The sequence below is a fragment of the Cellulosimicrobium composti genome, from assembly GCF_010287905.1.
GTDB lineage: Bacteria > Actinomycetota > Actinomycetes > Actinomycetales > Cellulomonadaceae > Cellulosimicrobium > Cellulosimicrobium composti.
In genome coordinates, this window is the sequence record NZ_JAAFAN010000008.1 from 22,081 (window position 1) to 41,121 (window position 19,041).

A 19,041-nucleotide genomic window follows, 5' to 3' on the forward strand; every position below is an offset into this window, starting at 1 on the left:
CGGATCCGCAGCGCGGAGCGGACGTCGTCCGCCGCCGGGCGGCGCGTGGTCGGCGCGTCTACCGTGAGGACATGATGATCGGGGCGAGGTCGGGGCGCGTCGCCGTGACGGGCGCGAGCGGTCTGCTGGGGTCGAAGCTCGCGTTCCGCCTCGCCGCCGAGGGCGCTCCGCAGCGCCTCGTCGTGCGCGACGCCGCGCGTGCCCCCCGCCTCGGCGACGACCCGCTCCCGGAGTCGGACGTCGCCGTCGTCGGCGGGTACACGGACACGCGCGGCATGGTCGAGGCCTTCACGGGGGTCGACACCGTCGTGCTCGTCTCGGCGCGCGAGAGCGCCGACCGCGTCGCGCAGCACCGCGCCGCGGTGGACGCCGCGATCGCGGCGGGCGTCGGGCACCTCGTCTACGTCTCGTTCGTCGGCGCCGCTCCGGACGCCACGTTCACGTTCGCGCGCGACCACTGGCGCACCGAGGAGTACATCCGCGCGACGGGCGTGCGGCACACGTTCCTGCGCGACAACCTCTACCACCGGGGCCTCGCGCTCATGGTCGGGGAGGACGGCGTGATCCGCGGGCCGGCGGGCGACGGGCGGGTCGCGTCCGTGTCGCACGACGACATCGCCGACGTCGCGAGCGTCGTCCTGCTCGACACCGACCCGGGCCGGCACGACGGCGTGACGTACGACGTCACGGGCCCCGAGGCCCTCACGCTCGCCGAGGTCGCGGACGTGCTGTCCGCGGTCACGGGCCGCGAGATCGCGTACCACCCCGAGACGCTCGAGGAGGCGTACGCCTCGCGCGAGCGCTTCAGGGCGCCGCGGTTCGAGGTCGACGGCTGGGTGTCGTCGTACACGGCGATCGCCGCGGGCGAGCTCGCTCGCGTGAGCGACACCGTGCCCCGGCTCGTCGAGCGCCCCGCGCAGTCGTTCGCCGCGTGGCTCGACGACTACCCCGAGGAGTGGGCGCACCTGCGACCCGCGTGACGACCCGCCCCGGCGCCACGCCGTGGGCGAAAAGCCCTGGCGCCGTGGTCGCGGGCGGACGTACCGTCGTCGTACACGCGAAAGGAGGTGGTCCTGGAAGTGAATACTCTTCGGACTCGTGAGGTGGCTGCGCGCTAGTCGTCGCGCAACCGATCCAGCAACGGACCGGATGCGGTGAGCCCGTTCATCGGGCGGGGTCTCCCGAGGGGAGGCGCCCGACGACGAGCGAGTACCACGCAGCCACCGGAGCCCGCGGGTGTCGTGCCCTCGTCCAGCACGACAGGAGGAGATCTCCAGCCCGCGGGCTTCTCGCTGCCCGCCCTCAGGCGTCGAGCGTCGCGGGGGCCGGCGCCGGCTCGGCCCGCGGGGTCGTGGCGGCCTCGGCCGGCGGGGCCGTGGCGGCCTCGGGAGCCGTCGGGCCCGACGACGACGCCCGGCCCGGACGCCGCGTCCCCATCGCCACCGCGGCGAGGGCGAACGCCGCGACCGGCACCCACAGCGCCGTGTGGAACGCGCGCAGCCCCGCCTCCGGGCCGGTCGCGTCCCCGAGCGCCAGGACGCTCACCGCCGTCGCCGCGGAGATGCCCAGCGCCGCCCCGAGCTGGAACCCCGTGTTGAGCACCCCGCCCGCCACGCCCTGCTCCGCGTCGCCCACGCCCGTCGTGGCGGCGATCGCGAGCGGGCCGTAGACCAGCGCGAACGCGACCCCGACCAGCGCGAGACCCGGCACCATGAGCGCGTACGTCCAGCCGAGCCCCGACGCGAGGAACCACCCGGCCGCCGCGGTCGCCGCGACGAGACCGCCGACGATGACGCGCGGCACCCCGAAGCGCTCGACGAGGCGGGGCGTGAGCGCGGGCGCGAGCACCACGTCGATCGCCATGACGAGCATCGCGAGACCCGTCTGCCACGGCGTCCACCCCAGCAGTTCCTGCAGGTAGAGCGTGAGCAGCACCTGGAAGCCGTAGAACCCGCCCGCGAACAGCACCGCCGAGACGTTCGCGCGCACGAGCGCACGCGAGCGGAAGAGGCGCAGCGGCAGGAGCGGGTGGGCCACGCGACGCTGCCGCGCGACGAACGCCACGAGCAGGACGGCGCCGCCCACGAGCGCGGCGACCGTCCACACGGTCCCGACGCCCGGGTGCTCGAGGCGCACGACGCCCGTCGCGAGCAGCACCATCGCGGACGTCGCGAGCACGGCGCCCACGACGTCGAGCGCGCCGCGGACGCGCGTCGTCACGTCGCGCGGGATCGTCGAGAGCGCGAGGACGAGGAGCACGACGGCGAGCATGACGGGCGCGAAGAAGACCCACCGCCAGCCGATCGCGGCGAGCAGGCCGCCGACGACGAGCCCGAGCGAGAAGCCGGCCGCTCCCGCGGCGCCGTAGACGACGAGCGCGCGGTTGCGCCGCGGCCCCTCGGCGAACGACGTCGTGATGAGCGACATCCCGGCCGGCGTGAGGAACCCGGCGGCCACGCCGGTGACGAACCGCGAGACGAGGAGCATCCAGCCCTCCGTCGCGAACCCGCCGAGACCCGAGAAGAGGAGGAAGACGAGGAGCCAGACGACGAACATCCGGCGCCGCCCGTACAGGTCGGCGGCCCGACCGCCGAGCAGCATGAACCCGCCGTACCCGACGACGTACGCCGTCACGACCCCGCCGAGCTCGCCCGTGGCGAGCCCGAGGTCGGCCCGGATGCCGGGGAGCGCGACCGAGAGCATCGCGATGTCGCTGCCCTCGAGGAAGATCGCGCCGCACAGCACGAGCAGCAGCGCCGCGTCACGGAGCGTCAGGCGCCCCTCCCGGGCGGCACTCCCGCCGCCCTTCCTGGTCCCGTCGGTCATCGCGTCCCCTTCCCTCCTGCGCACCCACCGGTACTCGGTTACCTCTTGATACCGAGCCCATCGTGGGTCAGGATCGGGAGGCATGGAAGACGGCACATCCGACGTACCTGGTATCACCGCGGATACCACGACGGCGCGGGCCCCGGGCCCCGAGGCGCAGGACTGCGACACGCGGTCACGGTGGGAGTGCGACGCCGAGGTCTGGCAGTGGGACGCGCGCGAGGACTGCGAGGTGCGCCAGATCCTCGACCGGATCGCGGACAAGTGGTCGCTGCTCGCCATCGCGCTGCTCGACCGGCGCGTCATGCGCTTCACCGAGCTCAAGCGCGAGATCGACGGGATCAGCCAGCGCATGCTGTCCCGCACGCTGCGCCAGCTCGAGCGCGACGGCATCGTCGAGCGCACCGTCCACCCGACCGTGCCCCCGCGCGTCGACTACGCGCTCACCGAGATGGGGCGGTCGCTGCACGCGACGACCAAGGCGCTCGTCGTGTGGACCGAGGCGCACCAGGAGCGCATCGCCGCCGCGCGCAGCGCGTACGACGAGCGCGAGGCGGCGCTCCGGGAGCTCTGAGAGGCCGGCCCCGGGTCAGGCGACCGCGGTCGCGAGCACCGCGAACGTCGGGTCGGGCGTGATCGGCGACGGCGTGGGCTCCTCGCCCGCGGGACCGCTCGTCATCTCCCACGTCCCGTCGCCCTCGACGCGCACGGCCGCGGTCCGGGCGCCCGACGCGTCGACGACCTTGATGCTGCCGCCGAACGGGCGGCCCGGGAGCTGCGCGAACGCCGCCCGGACGAACCGCGAGGCCGCGTCCGCGAGCGGGTCGCCCATCTGGAGCGGGCGCACGTGCCAGATGCCGAACGGCCGGGGCTCGAGCACGACCGCGCCGCCCTGCGCGCCCACGAGCAGCGCCGCGTTGGTGCGCTCGTCCGCGATCGCGGCGGCCTCGACCCACTCCGTCGCGGTCGTGAGGACGCGCGTCAGCGGGACGACGTTCCCGACCGGCGCGAGGTTCTCCCCCTCGACGGCCGCGAGCCGGCGCACGACGAGCGAGCTCACGCCCGCCGCGAGCAGCGGCGAGTCGGCGGGGAGGTCGGGCAGGCGCAGGCTCTCGCGCGTGCGCGTCGCCGCCGGGCCCTCGTTGAGGGAGAGGAGCACGAGCAGCTCCGGCCCCGTGAGCTCGATGAGCCCGTCGTCCGGACGGTTCGCCGTCTCGGTCTGCGTGGTCATCGGTCGTCCCTCTCCTCGTGCGGCGTGCTGCCGCGGTCGTGCGTGCGCGCCGTGGTCACCACGGCCAGGCCTTCTTCAGCGTCTCGGTCGCCCCGTCGAGGAAGTCCCCGCCCGCGTCCCAGACGTCGCTCGCGACGCTGGCGGCGCCGGACGCGAGGTCGCCCCCACGATCCCACAGCCAGCCCGCGCCGTCGGCGATGCGCTTGGTCACCGGGACGTCACCGGACAGGAGGGTCGCGATGCCCCACACGGCACCCGCGCCCGCGATCGCCCAGCCCACGGGATTGCTCGCGAGGAAGATCGCCGCGCCGATGCCCGCGGCGCCGAGACCGGCCGTGATGACGCCGTCGGTGCCCTTGAAGCCGTCACCCTCCGCGAAGCCCTCCCAGGCCTGCATCGTGCCGCTGTACACCGAGTAGCCGTCGAACAGGAACCCGGCGCCCTTGAGCACCTTCCCGGCGGAGGCCAGGTTGTCGGCGAGCCCGAGCGCGTTGAGCGGGTCGTCGAGCTTGTTCATCGTGGCCCAGGCGTCGACGCCCTCGGACGCGATCCAGTTGAGCACGCCGCCCTGCGTCATGTCGGTCGACAGCCACGACGGCGGGACGAGCCAGTCCGGGGGACCGCCGTCGCCCGACTGGCTCGTCGGGTCGCCGGGGCCGCCGGGAGAACCGGGGCCGCCGGGGGAGCCCGGACCCCCGGGACCGCCCGGGCCGCCGGGACCTCCCGGTCCGCCGTCGCGGCTCGCGGAGTCCTGCTGGTCGGCGTTGCCGCGCAGGAGGTCGGCCGCGTCGGTGAGGAGCGCGGCGGTGCCGGTCAGGCTCGGCCGGAGGGTCGACGTCCACGCGGAGCGGAACTCCGCGGCGTCCGACCCCTCCCAGCGCGCCCCGCCGACCGCCGTCTCGATCGCGGACGCGGCCAGCTCGAGCGCCTGCGCGCCGTCCGCCACCCTGCCCGCGAGCGAGCGCAGGGCCTCGACGTCGGCCCCGTACATCCCGCTGCTCATGTGTCGCCTCTCCGCGTCCTCGCCCACGTCCGCCCGGTCGGGACGGCTCGGCGGCCCCACCCGCCCGGCGCCGCCCACAGCGTACGGACCCGGTCCGGGGGCCGTCGATGGTGACCGCTCCCCATGCCCCTCAGGACGGTCGCACGCCGCGACGGCGGTCGTCGGCGACGAGCTCGCGGTACCGGCGCCACTGCCGGACGGCGAAGCGGGCGAGGAACGCGCAGCCGAGCACGCCCACGGCGACCCACCCCCACGGGAACGGGTCCCCCACGTGGTAGCTGCGCAGGCTGTCGGTCCAGCCGTACACCTGGGCGCGGTACCAGCCGAGCACGAACACCGCGACGACGGCCGGCGGCACGGCGGCCGCGAACGTGAGGAACCACGCGTACGTGCGCGCCTGCTGGGTGTCGCCCGCGAACCGCGTGCGCGGTGCCCCGCTCATCCTGTCCACCTCCGTGCTCCGAGCCTCCGGGGCACCCTACCCGGCGCCGGCGCGCCGCCCCGCGCGCCGGCGACCGGTCGTCAGGGCGCCAGGTAGGGCTCGACGAGCTCGACGTAGCGGCGTGCGAGCGTCGCGACGACGTCGGCGCCCGGCGCGGCCCACACGTCGGCGTGGAAGATCTCGACCTCGACGTCGCCCGTGTAGCCCGCCGCGGCGACGGACCGCGTGAACGCCGGGAAGTCGACGTGCCCGTCGCCCATCATCCCGCGCCCGAGCAGGGTGTCCGCGGGGAGCGGGGTGATCCAGTCGCACACCTGGTAGCTGACGATGCGGCCCGCGGCGCCCGCGCGCGCGATCTGCTCGTGCACCTTGGGCTCCCACCACACGTGGTACGTGTCGACGACGACGCCCACCTCCGCGGGCGCGAACGGCTCGGCGAGGTCGAGGGCCTGCTCGAGCGTCGAGACCACGCCCCGGTCGGCCGCGAAGATCGGGTTCATGGGCTCGATCCCGAGCGTCACGCCCGCGTCGCGCGCCGCCGGGACGAGCGCCGCGATCGCCTCCGCCGCGCGCTCGCGCGCCCCGACGAGGTCGCGGTCGCCGTCCGGCAGCCCGCCCGGGACGAGCACGAGCGTCGGGGCGCCGAGCGCGGCGGTCTCCGCGATCGCCGCGAGGTTGCTCGCGTGGGCTGCCGCGCGCGCGTCCGGGTCGCTCGCGGTGAAGAAGCCGCCGCGGCACACGGACGAGACGCGCAGCCCGGCGTCGCGCACCCAGCGCACCGCCGTGTCGAGCCCGACCTCGGCCACGGGCTCGCGCCACACGCCGATCGCCGGGAGCCCCGCGGCGACGCACCCGTCGACCGCCTCGCGCAGCGACCAGCCCGCCGTCGTGCGCTGGTTGAGCGAGAGGCGAGCGAGCCGCGGGTCCCCGGGCTGCGGCGTCGGGACCCGCGCGGGGAGCCCGCTCGGCACGTCCACCTCCCCGCCGACCATGCGGTCGTCTCCCGTCCCGAGCCCCGGACGGTCTACAGCCGCATGCTCGGCTGGCCCCGGGCTCGACGGGAACTCCGAGATCTCGGTGCTCATGCGACCCCCTGCCCGACGGCGACCGGCACGTCCGCGCTGGCGCCCGCCTCGAACCCCGCCGCCGCGAGCACGAGCCCGAGGCGGTGCGCGGCGAGGTCCGGGTCGGGCAGGAGCCGCGCCTCGTTCGCGAGCTCGAACGCGCGCGCGAGGTGCACGACGCTCCGAGCGGACTGCAGCCCGCCGACCATCGTGAACCCGGGCTGGTGGCCCGAGAGCCACGCGAGGAACGCGATGCCGGTCTTGTAGTAGTACGTCGGCGCCTCGAACACGTGCCGCGAGAGCGCGAGCGTCGGCGCCATCTCGGCGTCGTACCGGTCGAGGTCGCCGTCGTCGAGCGCGGCGAGCGCCGCGGAGGCGGCAGGGGCGACGGCCGCGAACGCGCCGAGGAGCGCGTCCGAGTGCCGTTCGCCGTCGCCCCGGATCAGCTCGGGGTAGTGGAAGTCGTCGCCCGTGTACAACCGGACACCCTCGGGAAGTACAGCGCGCAGACCGACCTCGTGCGATGCCGACAGCAGCGACACCTTGACCCCGTCGACCTTCGCCGCGTGCGCGCGCACGAGGTCGACGAACGTCGCCGTCGCCGCGGCGACGTCCGTCGAGCCCCAGTACCCGCGCAGGTTCGGGTCGAACGCCTCACCGAGCCAGTGCAGGACCACCGGCTCACCCACCTGGGACAGGATCGCGTCGTAGACGCGCAGGTAGTCGTCCGCCGACGTCGCGACGCGCGCGAGGTGCCGCGACGCCATGAGGATCACCTGCGACCCGGTGCCCTCGACGAACGCGACCTGCTCCGCGTACGCGGCGACCACGTCGTCCACGGTCCGCAGCTCGTCCGGGCCGCGGTGGTCGGTCCCGGCGCCCGACGCGATGCGCGCGCCGACCTCGCGGGCCTGCGCGGCGCTGCGCGACACGAGCTCCTGCACCGCGGGCCAGTCGAGGCCCATGTTGCGCTGCGCGGTGTCCATGGCCTCCGCGACGCCGAGCCCGTACCGGAACAGGTGCCGCCGGAACGCGAGCGTCGAGTCCCAGTCGACGACGGCCGGCGCGCCCGGCACGTTCTCGCCGCGCGGGTCGGCCACGACGTGCGCCGCGGCGAACGCGACGCGCGACGCGTACGGCCCGGGGTGGTCCGCCCACTCGCGGGGCGGGTGGAGCTCGACGAGCCGGGTCCCGCCGTCGGCGAGCGGGATCCGCACCCCGCGCGCGCCGCTCACGCGCCCGTCCCGTCGGCCGGCCGGCCGGTCAGCTCCACGCGGCGCCCCTCGCGCGACGACGCGTAGCCCGCGTCCACGAGCCGCAGCCCGCGCACCCCGGCGTCGAAGTCGTACGGGTGCGGGCGGCCGGCGTGCACGTCGCGCAGGAACTCCTCCCACTGCGCGCGGAAGCCGTTGACGAACTCCTGGTTGTCCGGCACCTGCTCCCACTGGGCGCGGAAGTCCTGGTCCGTCGGCAGGTCCGGGTTCCACACCGGCTTGGGCGTGCGGGCGCGCGGCTGGATGCGGCACCCGAACAGCCCCGCGACCGCCGAGCCGTGCGTCCCGTCGACCTGGAACTCGACGAGCTCGCCCCGGTCCACGCGCACCGCCCACGAGGAGTTGATCTGCGCGAGGACCGGGCCGTCCGCGCCGGCGAGCTCGAAGATCCCGTAGGCGGCGTCGTCGGCCGTCGCGGTGTACGGCCGGCCGTGCTCGTCCCACCGCCGGGGGATGTGGGTCACGGCCTTCGCCATGACCGCCTCGACCGGGCCGAACAGGTTCTCGAGCACGTAGTTCCAGTGGCAGAACATGTCGAGCACCATCCCGCCGCCGTCCTCGGCGCGGTAGTTCCAGCTCGGCCGCTGCGCCGGCTGCCAGTCGCCCTCGAACACCCAGTACCCGAACTCGCCGCGCACCGACAGGATGCGGCCGAAGAAGCCGCCGTCGATCAGCCGCTTGAGCTTGAGCAGGCCCGGGAGGTAGAGCTTGTCGTGCACGACGCCGTGGATCACCCCCGCGGCGCGCGCCGCGTCCGCGAGCTCCTCGCCGTCCGCGACGGACTCCGCGATCGGCTTCTCCGTGTACACGTGCTTGCCCGCCGCGATCGCCTTGAGGATCGCCTTGGTGCGCTCCGACGTCACCTGGGCGTCGAAGTAGACCGTGGCGGTCGGGTCCGCGAGCGCCGCGTCGAGGTCGGTCGTGAACTCGGCGACGTCGTGGCGCGCGGCGAGCTCGGCGAGCTTCGCGCGGTTGCGGCCCACGAGCACGGGCTCCACCTGGAGGCGTGTGCCGTCGTCGAGCTCCACCCCGCCGGCGTCCCGGATGGCGAGGATCGAGCGCACGAGGTGCTGGCGGTACCCCATGCGTCCGGTGACGCCGTTCATGACGATGCGGACGGTGTGGTCGGGCGCGAGCGCGCCGGTGGTCTGGCTGGTCATGCTGCGGGTCATCCGTTCTGCGAGAGCGAGCGCTCGGCGGGGCGGCCGCCGAGGTAGAGCTCGGAGAGCTGGGGGTCGGCGAGGAGCTCGGGCGCGGGCCCGGTGATGTGCACGCGCCCGAGGTCGAGCACGCAGCCGATGTCGGCCGTCTCGAGCGCGCGGCGCGCGTTCTGCTCGACGAGCAGGACCGCGACGCCCGCGTCGCGCATGCGCACGACCTGCTCGAACACGGTCGACGTCGTCTTGGGGTCGAGGCCCATCGACGGCTCGTCGAGCAGCACGACGTCCGGGCTCACCATGAGCGAGCGCGCGAACTCGACCTGCTTCTGCTGCCCGCCGGACAGCAGGCCCGCGAGCTGCTTCCACCGCTCGCCCACGATGGGGAAGAGGTTCTGCACGAACGCGACGCGCTCCGCGACCTTCTGCTTGTCGCGCAGGGTGTACGCGCCGAGGAGCACGTTCTCCGCGACGGTCATCTCGCGGAACACGCTGTGGCCCTGGAGCACGTGCGCGAGGCCGGACTGCAGCATCTCCTGCGGCCCCTGGCCCGTGACGTCGCGCCCGCCGACGAGGATGCGGCCCGAGCGCGGCTTGAGCAGCCCGCTCGCGACCTTGAGCACCGTCGACTTGCCGGCGCCGTTCGGCCCGACGAGGCACACGACCGTCGCGGCCGGCACGCGGATCGTCAGGCCGCGCAGCACCATCGCCGCGCGTCCGTACCCGGCCTGGACGTCGTCCAGCTCGAGGAGGTACTCCTGCGTCGCCCCCGCTCCGGGGGTCGGGTCAGACACCAAGGTAAGCCTCCAGGACTCGCGGGTCGGACTGCACGACGGCGGGGGTCCCCTCGGCGATCGGCCGGCCCCGGTCGAACACGATGACGTGGTGGGACAGGCTCATGACCATGTCCATGTTGTGCTCGACGACGAGGAACGTGCGCCCCTCCGCGTTGAGCTCCTGCACGAGCGTCCCGATGCGCCCGATGAGGGCGGGGTTCACGCCGCCCGCGGGCTCGTCGAGCATGATCGTGTCCGGGTCGCCCATGAGCACGCCCGCGAGCTCGAGCAGCTTCTGCTGCCCGTAGGACAGGTTGCGCGCCTCGACGTTCTCGAGGTGGTCGATGCCGACGCGCACGAGCAGCGCGCGCGCCTTGTCGATCTCCTCCGGGTTGCGCGCCCCGGCGAGCAGCTCGCGCACCTTCGTGCGCCGGACCGCGACGAGCATGTTCTCGAGCACGGTCATGCGGGGGAACACGCGGCAGAGCTGGAAGCTCCGCCCGATCCCGGCGCGCGCGATCTTGTGGGGCGCCCGGCGCGTGATGTCCTCGCCGCGGAACGTGACCGTGCCGGAGTCCGGCTTGATCATGCCCGTCACACAGTTGAAGAAGGTCGTCTTGCCCGAGCCGTTCGGCCCGATGAGCGCGTTGATCTTGCCGTGCTGGAACGTGACCGTCGCGTCGCGGACGGCGTGGACGCCGCCGAACGACTTGGTGAGGCCGACCGTCTCCAGGTTGCGCGTCGTCTGGTGCATGGTCGTGGTCATCGGTCCTCCTCCGGGCCCGTCCGAGGACGAGGGGCCGCGTCTTCCATCCGCTCGCTCGTTCCTCGCGAGCTCCCGCCAGGCCCGCCACGACGCGGCCCCTCGTCCTCTCCCGGGCCCTCGGTGGCGGCGGCACCTTCGCGCGTCTCCTGCCCGACGGCGGTCGTTCGCTCCGCGGTCGGGTCGCCGGCGCGTCGTCCCGAGGGGCCGCCGGCGTCGGTGGTCGCCTCGGCCGGCGCGGTCGTGGCGGGGGCGGCGGCGCGGTTGCGCTCGAGGAGCTCGGCCGCGGTCATCTCGCGGATCGAGGAGTCCTGCGGGCCGAAGCGCTTCACGAGCGCCTGGGCCGCGGGGATGATGCCGTCGGGCATGAAGAGGACCACGACGCCGAGCAGCAGGGCGGTGGCGACGAGGTGGAACTGGGTGTCGCCGAACTCGAGCTTGAAGTACTCGAGGCCGGTGCCGACGATGACCGCGCCGAGGAGCGGGCCGAACAGGTGGCGCACGCCGCCGAGCAGGGCCATGAGGACCATGTAGGCGCCGAGCATGATGGAGAACTGGAAGATCGGGTCCAGGTCGCCGAACCACAGCGCGTACATGCCGCCCGCGAGGCCGGTGAAGGTCGCGGAGACGACGTAGGCGACGAGCTTGTAGTTGCGCGTCGGGACGCCGAGCGCCTGGGCCTTGTCCTCGTCCTCGCGCACGGCCTTGAGGCCGGTGCCGAACCGCGAGCGGTCGATCGCCCACCACGCGAGCAGCATGACCGCGAGGAGCCCGGCGAACAGGTAGAAGAACGTGCGGTGGTGCTCCGGCCGCAGCATGTCCGGGAACGGGCGCGGCACGACGAGGCCGTCGGAGCCGCCCGTGAACGTGCCCCACGCCTGGAACACGAGCAGCAGGATGAGGACGAACGAGATCGACACGATGACGAACGACGCGCCGCGCACGCGCAGCGCGGCGATCCCGACGGGGATCGTCACGAGCAGCACGATCGCACCGGCCGCGAGCCACGCGACGAAGCTCGGGAGCCCGAGGTCGCGGATGAGCAGGCCCGTCCCGTAGGCGCCGAGCCCGAAGAACGCGGCGTGGCCGAGCGAGACGTAGCCGGTGAACCCGCCCATGAAGTTCCAGGCGGTCGCGGTGCACGCGTAGCTGAGCACGACGATGCCGGCGGACAGGATGTAGGCGTTGGGCGCCGCGGTCGGGAAGGCCAGGACCACGACGGCCAGGACGACGAGCGCCGCGAGGCGGGCCACGCGGCCCCACGGGCGCCGTGCGGGAGGCGCGGCGGGAGCGGCGGCCGTGCCTGCGCCGTCGGGCACCGGGCGGGCGGCCGCGCGGCGGCTCGCGGGTCGGGTGTCAGAAGCGTTGGGCAAGGCGACCTCCGAAGAATCCCTGGGGCCGCAGCATCAGCGTCGCGAACAGCGCGACGTAGAAGATGGTCTGCGCCCACGTGGTGCCGAGCGGCACCTGGAGCAGGCTCTGGCCGATGCCGAGCACCATGGCGGCGATCGCGGCGCCCGGGATGGACCCCAGGCCGCCGACGACGATGATCGCCATGAGCGGGCCGATCCAGTGCCAGTGCAGCGACGGGTAGATCGTCGCGTCGAGCGACAGCGCGGTCCCGCCGATCGCGGCGGTCGCGAGGCCGAGGCCGAAGCCGTACCCGGCGACGCGGTCGGTCTTGATGCCGACGAGCTGCGCGGCCTCGCGGTGCTGGATCGTGGCGCGCAGCGCCTGCCCGAACCGGCTGTGCTTCATGAGCAGGTAGAGCAGCGCGAGCGAGAGCGCCGCGAGGCCGAACGCGACGAGCTTGACGACGGCGATCCGCGCCCCGAAGAACTCGATGCTCGCGCCCGAGTACGGGAGCTGGATGCGCCGCTGCGTGCCGCTCCAGACGAAGCCGATCATGCCCTCGATGAAGAGCGCGACGGCGAACGTCAGCAGGACGGACATCATCGTCAGGGTCGCGGGCCGCAGGCGCGTGATGAGCAGGCGCTGCATGCCCACGCCGACGAGGAAGAACAGCGGCACGGTGATGACGAGCGACAGCAGCGGGTCCATCCCGGTCTGCTGGTTGAAGAACCAGGCGAGGTACGCGGCGAGGATGAGGAACGCCGAGTGGGCGATCATCACGACGCGCATCACGCCGAAGTACAGGGTGAGGCCCGCTGCCAGGAGGGCGTAGAGCCCTCCCAGCAGCACGCCGAGCACGAGGCTCTGGAAGAGGAGCGTTCCCGTCACGAGGCGATCACCACGCCGGCTTGGGGAAGACGAACTCGGCCTCCTGGGCGTCCTCCGGCAGGACGATCTGGATCTCGCCGTCCACGTACTGCTGGATGAGGTGGGCGCCCTGGGGCTTGCCCGTCTCGTCCCAGGTCAGCGGGCCGACGACGGTCTCGACCTCGTTGGAGCGCAGCCAGTCGACGAGCTCCTGCTGGCACTCGCCCTGCTCGGCGCAGCCCACGGCCTCGACGGCGGCGGCGACGACCTGGCCGGTCGTGTACGCGTTGGCCTCGTCCTCGCCGGGCGGGTTGCCGTGGAGCTCGGTGTAGCGCTCGACGAACTCGACGTTGGACGGCCAGCTCGCGGTCTCGGTGTACCCGGTGGGCGACAGGATGCCCTCGGTCTTCGAGCCGATCGCCGCGGCGAACTCGGGGTTGGTCGGCGCGGTCGAGAACGCGGCGAGCGTGGGCTGGTAGTCGAGCTGCTGCAGCGCCACGATGAGGTTGACCGCGTCCTGGTACTGCGTGCCGCCGATGACCATGTCCGCGCCGGAGTCGCTGATCTTCGCGGCGATGGACGAGAAGTCGGTCGTGTTGGGCGGGTAGACCTCGTCGACGACGACGTCGAGCCCGGCGTCGGCGAGCTTGTCGCGCAGGCCGTAGGCGGTGCCCTGCGCGAACGGGTCGTCCATCGCGGCGACGGCGACCGTCTGCGGGCGCTCGCCCTCGGGCATCGCGAGGATGTGGTCGGCGAGGTAGTTGTAGTGGTCGTCCGCGACCGCGGGGGCCGCGTAGAAGAGGTTGTCGAAGCCCTGCTCGAACACCTCGGCGGCGGCGCCGGCCGGCTCGACGAAGAGCATCCCGTACTCCTGCGCGACGCGGGCGCTGGGGACGACGAGGCGCGTGGAGAACGGCCCGAACACGAGGTCGACCTCGTCCTGGGCGATGAGCGCCTCGTAGTCCTGCACGACGCGGTCGGCGTTGGACTGGTCGTCGAGGATCTTGAGCTCGACCTGCCGTCCGAGGAGGCCGCCGTCCTCGTTGACGAACTGCGCCCAGGCCTCGTAGCCGCGCTGGACGCCCTTGCCGGGCTCGGAGAAGTCGCCGGTGAGCGGGAGGGAGATGCCGATGACGATCGGGTCGTCGGACCCGCCGCCCCCGCCCTCGCCGTCGGACCCTCCGGAGCACGCCGTGAGGACGAGCGCGGTCGCGGTCACCCCGGCCGCGAGCGCGAGCGCACGCCGGGACGGGGTGCGGGTGGACATCCGTGGAGTCGACCGAGAATGCATGGACGTGACTCTCCCTACTTCGTCGTAGTGAAGACCTGAGGTCGTACTGCTCCGTACGAGACCGCTGCTTTGCGAAAGCGCTTTCGTAAGCGCTTCCGCTAGAGTACGGTGCGGACAGCGGATGTGGCAAGCGTCACGTCGGGGAGGGCTCTCGGGCCGCCGACCGGGCGACGCACGAAGGAGTGGAGCACGGGTGCGTCGAGAGGGCCGGACCACGAGGGGGCGCAGCGCGCTGCGCCTGGTCGACGTCGCCGAGCGGGCCGGCGTCTCGCTCGCCACCGCGTCGCGCGCGCTGTCGGGCAGCGACGGCGTCTCGGAGGTGCTCGCCGAGCACGTGCGCGAGGTCGCGGCCGAGATGGGCTACATCGCCAACCCGCACGCGCGCACGCTCGCCGGCGGCACCACGTCCGTCGCGGGCCTGCTCGTCTACGAGATCGGCGACCCGTACTTCTCCGAGATCGCGAGCGGCGTCGTGCGCGTCGCGACCGAGCACGGGTGGAGCGTGCAGATCAGCCACACCGAGCGCGAGCCCAGCGCCGAGGTCACGCAGATCCGCCTCATGCGCGCGCACCGCGTCGGCGCGATCCTCGTCGCCGGGTCCGGGTACGTCGAGCCCGCGATGGAGGCCGACGCCGCGCGCGAGCTCGAGGCGTTCCAGGAGTCGGGCGGGCGCGTCGCCGTCATCGGACGCCACCACCTGCACAGCGACGCCGTGCTCCCCGACAACGAGGCCGCCGCCGCGAGCATCACCGCGCACGTCCTGGCGCTCGGGCACCGCCGTCTCGCCGTCGCGGCGGGCCCCGAGCGCCTGACGACCGTCGCCGACCGCACGGCGGGCGTGCGCAGCGCCGTCGCCGCGCACGGGCTCGACCCCGACGACCTCCTCGTGGTGCACGCGCCGTTCACGCGCGAGGGCGGTCGCGACGCCACCGCGCGCATCCTCGCGGAGCGACCCGAGACGACGGCGATCCTCGCGCTCAACGACGCGATGGCCACGGGCGTGCTGTCGCTGCTGCGCGAGCGCGGCGTCGTCGTCCCGCGCGACCTGTCCGTCACGGGGTTCGACGACATCCAGGTCGCGCAGGACCTCGCGCCGGCCCTCACCACGGTGCGGCTGCCGATGAGCGAGATGGGTGCGGCGGCGTTCGAGATGGCGCTGCGGCCGCCGTCGGCGCGTCCGCGGCGCCGGCGCACCGACCACGAGCTCGTGGTCCGCGACTCGACCGCGCCGCCCCGCGCCTGATTCCGCCCGCCCCGCCCGGCGCCGACACGACGCCGGCGCGACCGGGTCGCCCCGCCGAGCGGGCGGCCCGGTCAGAAGGGCTTGCGCGCCACGACGAGGAAGCGCGGCGCCTCGTCGACGAACTCGTGGCCCGCCGCGAGGTGCAGGTGCAGCGCGCGCAGCGGCGCCTCGTACCGCGCGACCGCCTCGGGGGACAGGGACGCGAGGTCGGGCACCTGCCACGCGACGAGCCTGAGGTACCAGAGCGCGGAGGACAGGTCCCGGAAGCGGCGCAGCCCCTCGTGCTCGCGCGCGACGTCGACGACGAACCCGGCGTCGCGCAGCACCTCGACGGCGGCGCCGAGCGTCACGGAGTCCGGGTCCCACGGCAGCGGGGCGCCGAGCGCCGTGCTGAGGCGCACCCCGTCGCGCGAGTCGGCCTGCTCGGTGAGGAACACCCCGCCCGGCTCGAGCACGCGCAGGACCTCGTCCGGGTCGAACTCCTCGTGCCGGTCGAGCACGACCGCGAACTGCCCGTCGAAGAACGGCAGGAGCTGCTCGTCGTCGTCGCTCTCGACCGGGCGCACGTCCACGCCCAGGGGCTCGAGCCGACGCCGGGCCACCGGCAGGTTGGACGGGCGCCCCTCGGTCGCGGCCGAGCCCGCCGGGAACGGCGCGAGGGTCGACAGGAGCTCGCCGCCGCCCGTCCCCAGGTCGAGCACCGGACCGCGCCCGCTCGCGACGAGCTCGCGCGCGAGCGCGGCGTAGTCCCACGGCAGCGGGTCCTCGACGACGCGGCCCTCGACGGGCGCCAGGTCGAGACCCACGACGGGCACCGAGCGCGCCCACGCCACGTGCTCCTCGAACGGCGCGTCCCGCGCGGGGACGGGCACGGCGGCCGTCCGGTCGGACGTGGCGGGGGTGTCGGGTACCGCGGCAGGCATGCGTCGATTGTCACCCGCCGGGGCGCCGACCTCGACCGCGCGCGCCGCGACCGCCGGGCCGGGACGGGAAGTGCTCCCCATCGCTCGCGCGACGGCCCGCGCGGTAGCCTCCCGGATGCCCGAACCGTGCGTCGTCGACGACGCCGGCCGGGGCAGGGGACTTCGAGGGACGAGGGGACGGCACACGGCGTGAGCGGTATGTGGGGCGCGGACGTCACCGAGCTGAGGAGGCTGGCGCGGTCGCTGCAGTCCGCGTCGGACCAGCTCGTGAGCACGACGTCCGAGGTGAGCGGGCTCGTGGAGGCGGCCGGGCGCTGGCAGGGCGGCGACGCCGACCAGTTCCGCAGCGAGTGGACGGGCACGTCGGTCGCGCTGCTGCGCGGGGTGAGCCAGACGCTCTCCCAGGCGTCCGAGGCGGTGCTGCGCAACGCCGACGAGCAGTTCATGACGAGCACCGAGGGCGGCAGCATCCCGTCGCCCGGCGTGCCCGGCCCGGGCGTGCCCACGGGTCCCGGGGGCGGACCGCTCGGCCGCGACGACCCGCTCGACGGCTCGATCTGGGACGTCGGCGAGACCGCGTGGAGCGCGATCTCGTTCGGCCTCGCCGGGTGGAAGACGTGGAAGGTGGGCCAGTCGCTCACCGCGTTCCTCCAGGCCAGCCGCCTCGCCGACCTGTCCGACGCCGCGGCGAGCGCGTCGGTCTTCGCGCGTGGCATGGTGCTCGACGACGCGATGGGACTGCTCGGGGGCCTCGGCACCGCGGGACGCATCGCGGGCGGCGTCGGCGGGCTGTTCGGCGTCATCGGCGGCGTCAACCAGATGTTCAACACCCAGTACGACGGCTGGCGCGGGGGCGTCGACCGCGTCATGGGCGGCCTGTCGGTCGTCGGCGGCGCGGGGACGATGCTCATGATGGCCGGCATGCTCACCAACCCCGTGGGGATCGGCATCGTCGTCGGCGCGGGCGTCGTCGCGGGCGCGTGGGCGCTCGGGAACCTCGTCGTCGACAACTGGGACTCGATCACGGGCTTCGTCTCGAACCCGGGTCCGTACCTCGCGGACGGCTGGGGGCACGTCACCGACTTCGCGAGCAGCGCGGCCGATACGATCGGGAACGCCGTGTCCGACGTCGGGGACGCGATCGGCGACGGGCTCTCCGCCGCCGGTGACTTCATCGGAGGGCTCTTCTCGTGACCCAGGAGACCATGCGCTGGTCCGCGTCCGACATCGCCGCGGCGGAGCGCACGCTGGAGCGCGCGACCGCGGGGGAGGTCACCCACGTCGTGACGCTCACGGACGAGGAGATCGTCATCCTCGACGGGCTCCAGAACCCGCAGATCGTCGCCGTGCCGTGGCTCGACGCGCAGGAGGGCGCCGACCGCGCGCTCGTGGGCCGCGTCGCGCTCCGCTCGCTGCTCGCGCGCGGCCTCGTCGTGCCCGCCGAGAACACGGGCGGCGAGCCCGCGGCCGCCGGCTCCGGCGACGAGCGCCCGGCCGTCGGCATCGAGGCGGTCCCCGAGATCACCGGACCGCTCGTGCTGCGTCGCACCGCGACCGCCATCCTCTCCGCGGAGCGCACCACGGCCCTCGGCCGGCACTGGGTCTACGTCTACCTCCACGAGGACGACCGCGTGCTCGAGGAGGAGGTCGCGCCGAGCGGCCACCACGCCTTCAGCGTCTACCCGCTCGCCGAGCTCGCCGGGCGGCTCGCGGTGTTCCTCGACCCGGGCGGCAAGGCGCTCCTGGACGGCCGCACGCAGACGTTCACGACCGAGGAGTTCTCCGCCCGGGCGCCCGAGCTGCCCGAGCTCGCCGGGGCCCTCGCCGTGACGACGCTCGGCGCGGTGCACGCCGGTTCCGACGTGCTCGTGCAGGTCAGCGTGTACGCGACGCCCGACGGCGTCTACGTGGTCCGGGGCGGCGAGCACGGTGCCGACGGCGCCCCGACGACGCTCACGCTCTCCGAGGTCGGGGCGGCCACCGTGCGCCGGCTCCCGGTCGAGCTCCTGGGTCGATGAGCGGCGCGGCGGCTCCCGCGGCGCCGACGGGCGCGCGCGCCACGCGCAAGGTGCGCCACCACGCGGCGGCGTCGGGCCTCGGGGCGGTGCGCCACGTGTCGGCCTCGACGCCCAACGCGCCCGCGTGGACGGTCGTCGTCGTCCTCGTGCTCGTGTTCTCGGTGGGCCCCGCGCTCGTGGGCAACGCCGGCGTCGGCGCGATCGGGTACCTGCTGCCGTCGTTCGTGGCGATCGCCGCCCTGATCCTGTGGTTCCTCGCGTCGGAGAAGCTCGTCGTGCTGGACCACGGGATCCTCGTCGGGTCGTTCGCCCCGTTCCAGCGCCCGGTGGCGGTGCCGTTCGCCGCGCTCGACGTGACGTCGGTGCGGGCCGTCGTCGCGAGCCAGCGCACCCTCGGCCTCCTGCTCGCGGACCGCGGCGTCTCCACGGCGTCGCGCACCGTGCTGTGGTCGCGGCGCGCGGTGACGTTCGTCGGCGTGGCGCCGCGAGCCCTTCGGCAGGCCCGGGCGCGGGGCGAGCACGTCGACCTCGCGACGGCGTCGGCCGTGGACCTCTGGGTGTTCTCCGCGCGCGACCCGCGCCGTCAGGAGCAGGTCGTCCGCGCGCTCGGCGACGCGGCGCGTGCGGCCGGGGTGCCCGGGGCGGAGCACGTCGAGGCGCTCGCGCTGCCCGCGCAGCCCGTGCCGGTCTCGCCGCAAGGGGCGGACCGCCTCGCGATCCCCGAGCGCTTCCGCAGCGCGCGCGCCCGGCAGTCGGCACGCTGACCCGCCCTGCGGGTCCGCGGGGGACGACGGTGCCGGGTCGCCCCGG

At 74.4% G+C, this 19,041-nt stretch carries 19 protein-coding genes; 6 read left to right on the forward strand and 13 right to left on the reverse strand.

Translation table 11 applies throughout. From position 1 onward, the window contains the following. Positions 1–71: 71 nt before the first annotated feature. Positions 72–980, forward strand: a complete 909-nt coding sequence (locus GYH36_RS03715; protein ID WP_203231544.1) for an SDR family oxidoreductase — start codon at positions 72–74, stop codon at positions 978–980. Positions 981–1,302: 322 nt separating this feature from the next. Here GYH36_RS03715 and GYH36_RS03720 read toward each other — a convergent pair whose 3' ends face one another. Continuing rightward, on the reverse strand, positions 1,303–2,826 hold the full coding sequence (locus tag GYH36_RS03720) for an MFS transporter (RefSeq protein WP_162289145.1): 1,524 nt from the start codon (positions 2,824–2,826) through the stop codon (positions 1,303–1,305). Positions 2,827–2,908: 82 nt separating this feature from the next. On the opposite strand from GYH36_RS03720, the gene GYH36_RS03725 reads away from it, so the two are divergent. Further along, positions 2,909–3,400 carry a winged helix-turn-helix transcriptional regulator gene (locus GYH36_RS03725; RefSeq protein WP_024841636.1) on the forward strand — a complete coding sequence of 164 codons (492 nt, stop codon included), beginning with the start codon at positions 2,909–2,911 and terminating at the stop codon, positions 3,398–3,400. A 15-nt stretch (positions 3,401–3,415) separates the two neighbouring features. On the opposite strand, the gene GYH36_RS03730 is transcribed toward GYH36_RS03725, so the two are convergent. The 11 genes from GYH36_RS03730 to GYH36_RS03780 all read right to left on the reverse strand — a co-directional run bounded on the left by GYH36_RS03730 (position 3,416) and on the right by GYH36_RS03780 (position 14,023). Beyond that, entirely contained in the window at positions 3,416–4,057 is a 642-nt protein-coding gene (locus GYH36_RS03730; protein ID WP_024841635.1) for a hypothetical protein, read from the reverse strand. A gap of 55 nt (positions 4,058–4,112) precedes the next feature. Beyond that, positions 4,113–5,060 (reverse strand): WXG100 family type VII secretion target, encoded by a 948-nt coding sequence (locus GYH36_RS19225; RefSeq protein ID WP_203231545.1) that lies wholly within the window; start codon positions 5,058–5,060, stop codon positions 4,113–4,115. A 130-nt stretch (positions 5,061–5,190) separates the two neighbouring features. Further along, positions 5,191–5,502 (reverse strand): hypothetical protein, encoded by a 312-nt coding sequence (locus GYH36_RS03740; protein WP_024841633.1) that lies wholly within the window; start codon positions 5,500–5,502, stop codon positions 5,191–5,193. An 80-nt stretch (positions 5,503–5,582) separates the two neighbouring features. Beyond that, complete coding sequence (locus GYH36_RS03745; protein ID WP_246209161.1) at positions 5,583–6,587, reverse strand: sugar phosphate isomerase/epimerase family protein; 1,005 nt, start codon at positions 6,585–6,587, stop codon at positions 5,583–5,585. Then, the gene (locus tag GYH36_RS03750) at positions 6,584–7,801 is read right to left on the reverse strand and encodes a dihydrodipicolinate synthase family protein (RefSeq protein ID WP_024841631.1); all 1,218 of its coding nucleotides are present in this window, start codon (positions 7,799–7,801) and stop codon (positions 6,584–6,586) included. Before GYH36_RS03750 ends, GYH36_RS03745 begins: the two co-directional genes overlap by 4 nt. Continuing rightward, positions 7,798–9,000, reverse strand: coding sequence for a Gfo/Idh/MocA family protein (locus tag GYH36_RS03755; protein ID WP_203231546.1), 1,203 nt, complete (start codon positions 8,998–9,000; stop codon positions 7,798–7,800). Before GYH36_RS03755 ends, GYH36_RS03750 begins: the two co-directional genes overlap by 4 nt. A gap of 8 nt (positions 9,001–9,008) precedes the next feature. Next, a complete protein-coding gene (locus GYH36_RS03760; RefSeq protein ID WP_312028495.1) occupies positions 9,009–9,791 on the reverse strand; it encodes an ABC transporter ATP-binding protein in 783 nt (260 codons plus the stop codon). Then, on the reverse strand, positions 9,784–10,539 hold the full coding sequence (locus GYH36_RS03765; protein ID WP_024841628.1) for an ABC transporter ATP-binding protein: 756 nt from the start codon (positions 10,537–10,539) through the stop codon (positions 9,784–9,786). Before GYH36_RS03765 ends, GYH36_RS03760 begins: the two co-directional genes overlap by 8 nt. Further along, on the reverse strand, positions 10,536–11,909 hold the full coding sequence (locus GYH36_RS03770) for a branched-chain amino acid ABC transporter permease (RefSeq protein WP_231492883.1): 1,374 nt from the start codon (positions 11,907–11,909) through the stop codon (positions 10,536–10,538). Before GYH36_RS03770 ends, GYH36_RS03765 begins: the two co-directional genes overlap by 4 nt. Further along, positions 11,893–12,777, reverse strand: a complete 885-nt coding sequence (locus GYH36_RS03775) for a branched-chain amino acid ABC transporter permease (protein WP_024841626.1) — start codon at positions 12,775–12,777, stop codon at positions 11,893–11,895. The genes GYH36_RS03770 and GYH36_RS03775 overlap by 17 nt, the downstream gene beginning before the upstream one ends. A gap of 7 nt (positions 12,778–12,784) precedes the next feature. Next, positions 12,785–14,023 carry an amino acid ABC transporter substrate-binding protein gene (locus GYH36_RS03780; RefSeq protein WP_203231547.1) on the reverse strand — a complete coding sequence of 413 codons (1,239 nt, stop codon included), beginning with the start codon at positions 14,021–14,023 and terminating at the stop codon, positions 12,785–12,787. A gap of 217 nt (positions 14,024–14,240) precedes the next feature. Between GYH36_RS03780 and GYH36_RS03785 the strand changes: the two genes are divergently transcribed. Continuing rightward, positions 14,241–15,290, forward strand: coding sequence for a LacI family DNA-binding transcriptional regulator (locus tag GYH36_RS03785; RefSeq protein WP_024841624.1), 1,050 nt, complete (start codon positions 14,241–14,243; stop codon positions 15,288–15,290). A gap of 71 nt (positions 15,291–15,361) precedes the next feature. Here GYH36_RS03785 and GYH36_RS03790 read toward each other — a convergent pair whose 3' ends face one another. After that, complete coding sequence (locus tag GYH36_RS03790) at positions 15,362–16,213, reverse strand: class I SAM-dependent methyltransferase (protein WP_115941555.1); 852 nt, start codon at positions 16,211–16,213, stop codon at positions 15,362–15,364. A 189-nt stretch (positions 16,214–16,402) separates the two neighbouring features. Here GYH36_RS03790 and GYH36_RS03795 point away from each other — a divergent pair, with 189 nt between their 5' ends. From GYH36_RS03795 to GYH36_RS03805, 3 genes are read left to right on the forward strand one after another with little or no spacing between them, the layout of a single operon-like run. Beyond that, entirely contained in the window at positions 16,403–17,407 is a 1,005-nt protein-coding gene (locus GYH36_RS03795; protein ID WP_162289146.1) for a WXG100 family type VII secretion target, read from the forward strand. Beyond that, positions 17,404–18,231: a hypothetical protein gene (locus GYH36_RS03800; RefSeq protein ID WP_155098445.1), complete on the forward strand. Its 828-nt coding sequence runs from the start codon at positions 17,404–17,406 to the stop codon at positions 18,229–18,231. The genes GYH36_RS03795 and GYH36_RS03800 overlap by 4 nt, the downstream gene beginning before the upstream one ends. Then, positions 18,228–18,995, forward strand: coding sequence for a hypothetical protein (locus GYH36_RS03805; RefSeq protein ID WP_162289147.1), 768 nt, complete (start codon positions 18,228–18,230; stop codon positions 18,993–18,995). The genes GYH36_RS03800 and GYH36_RS03805 overlap by 4 nt, the downstream gene beginning before the upstream one ends. Positions 18,996–19,041 lie beyond the last annotated feature (46 nt).

Excerpts from the sequence above, each read along its gene's own strand:
- GYH36_RS03715 (WP_203231544.1), top strand. The coding sequence starts at position 72 with ATGATGATCGGGGCGAGGTCGGGGCGCGTCGCCGTGACGGGCGCGAGC.
- GYH36_RS03720 (WP_162289145.1), bottom strand. The coding sequence starts at position 2,826 with ATGACCGACGGGACCAGGAAGGGCGGCGGGAGTGCCGCCCGGGAGGGG.
- GYH36_RS03725 (WP_024841636.1), top strand. The coding sequence starts at position 2,909 with ATGGAAGACGGCACATCCGACGTACCTGGTATCACCGCGGATACCACG.
- GYH36_RS03730 (WP_024841635.1), bottom strand. The coding sequence starts at position 4,057 with ATGACCACGCAGACCGAGACGGCGAACCGTCCGGACGACGGGCTCATC.
- GYH36_RS19225 (WP_203231545.1), bottom strand. The coding sequence starts at position 5,060 with ATGAGCAGCGGGATGTACGGGGCCGACGTCGAGGCCCTGCGCTCGCTC.
- GYH36_RS03740 (WP_024841633.1), bottom strand. The coding sequence starts at position 5,502 with ATGAGCGGGGCACCGCGCACGCGGTTCGCGGGCGACACCCAGCAGGCG.
- GYH36_RS03745 (WP_246209161.1), bottom strand. The coding sequence starts at position 6,587 with ATGAGCACCGAGATCTCGGAGTTCCCGTCGAGCCCGGGGCCAGCCGAG.
- GYH36_RS03755 (WP_203231546.1), bottom strand. The coding sequence starts at position 9,000 with ATGACCAGCCAGACCACCGGCGCGCTCGCGCCCGACCACACCGTCCGC.
- GYH36_RS03765 (WP_024841628.1), bottom strand. The coding sequence starts at position 10,539 with ATGACCACGACCATGCACCAGACGACGCGCAACCTGGAGACGGTCGGC.
- GYH36_RS03780 (WP_203231547.1), bottom strand. The coding sequence starts at position 14,023 with ATGTCCACCCGCACCCCGTCCCGGCGTGCGCTCGCGCTCGCGGCCGGG.
- GYH36_RS03790 (WP_115941555.1), bottom strand. The coding sequence starts at position 16,213 with ATGCCTGCCGCGGTACCCGACACCCCCGCCACGTCCGACCGGACGGCC.
- GYH36_RS03805 (WP_162289147.1), top strand. The coding sequence starts at position 18,228 with ATGAGCGGCGCGGCGGCTCCCGCGGCGCCGACGGGCGCGCGCGCCACG.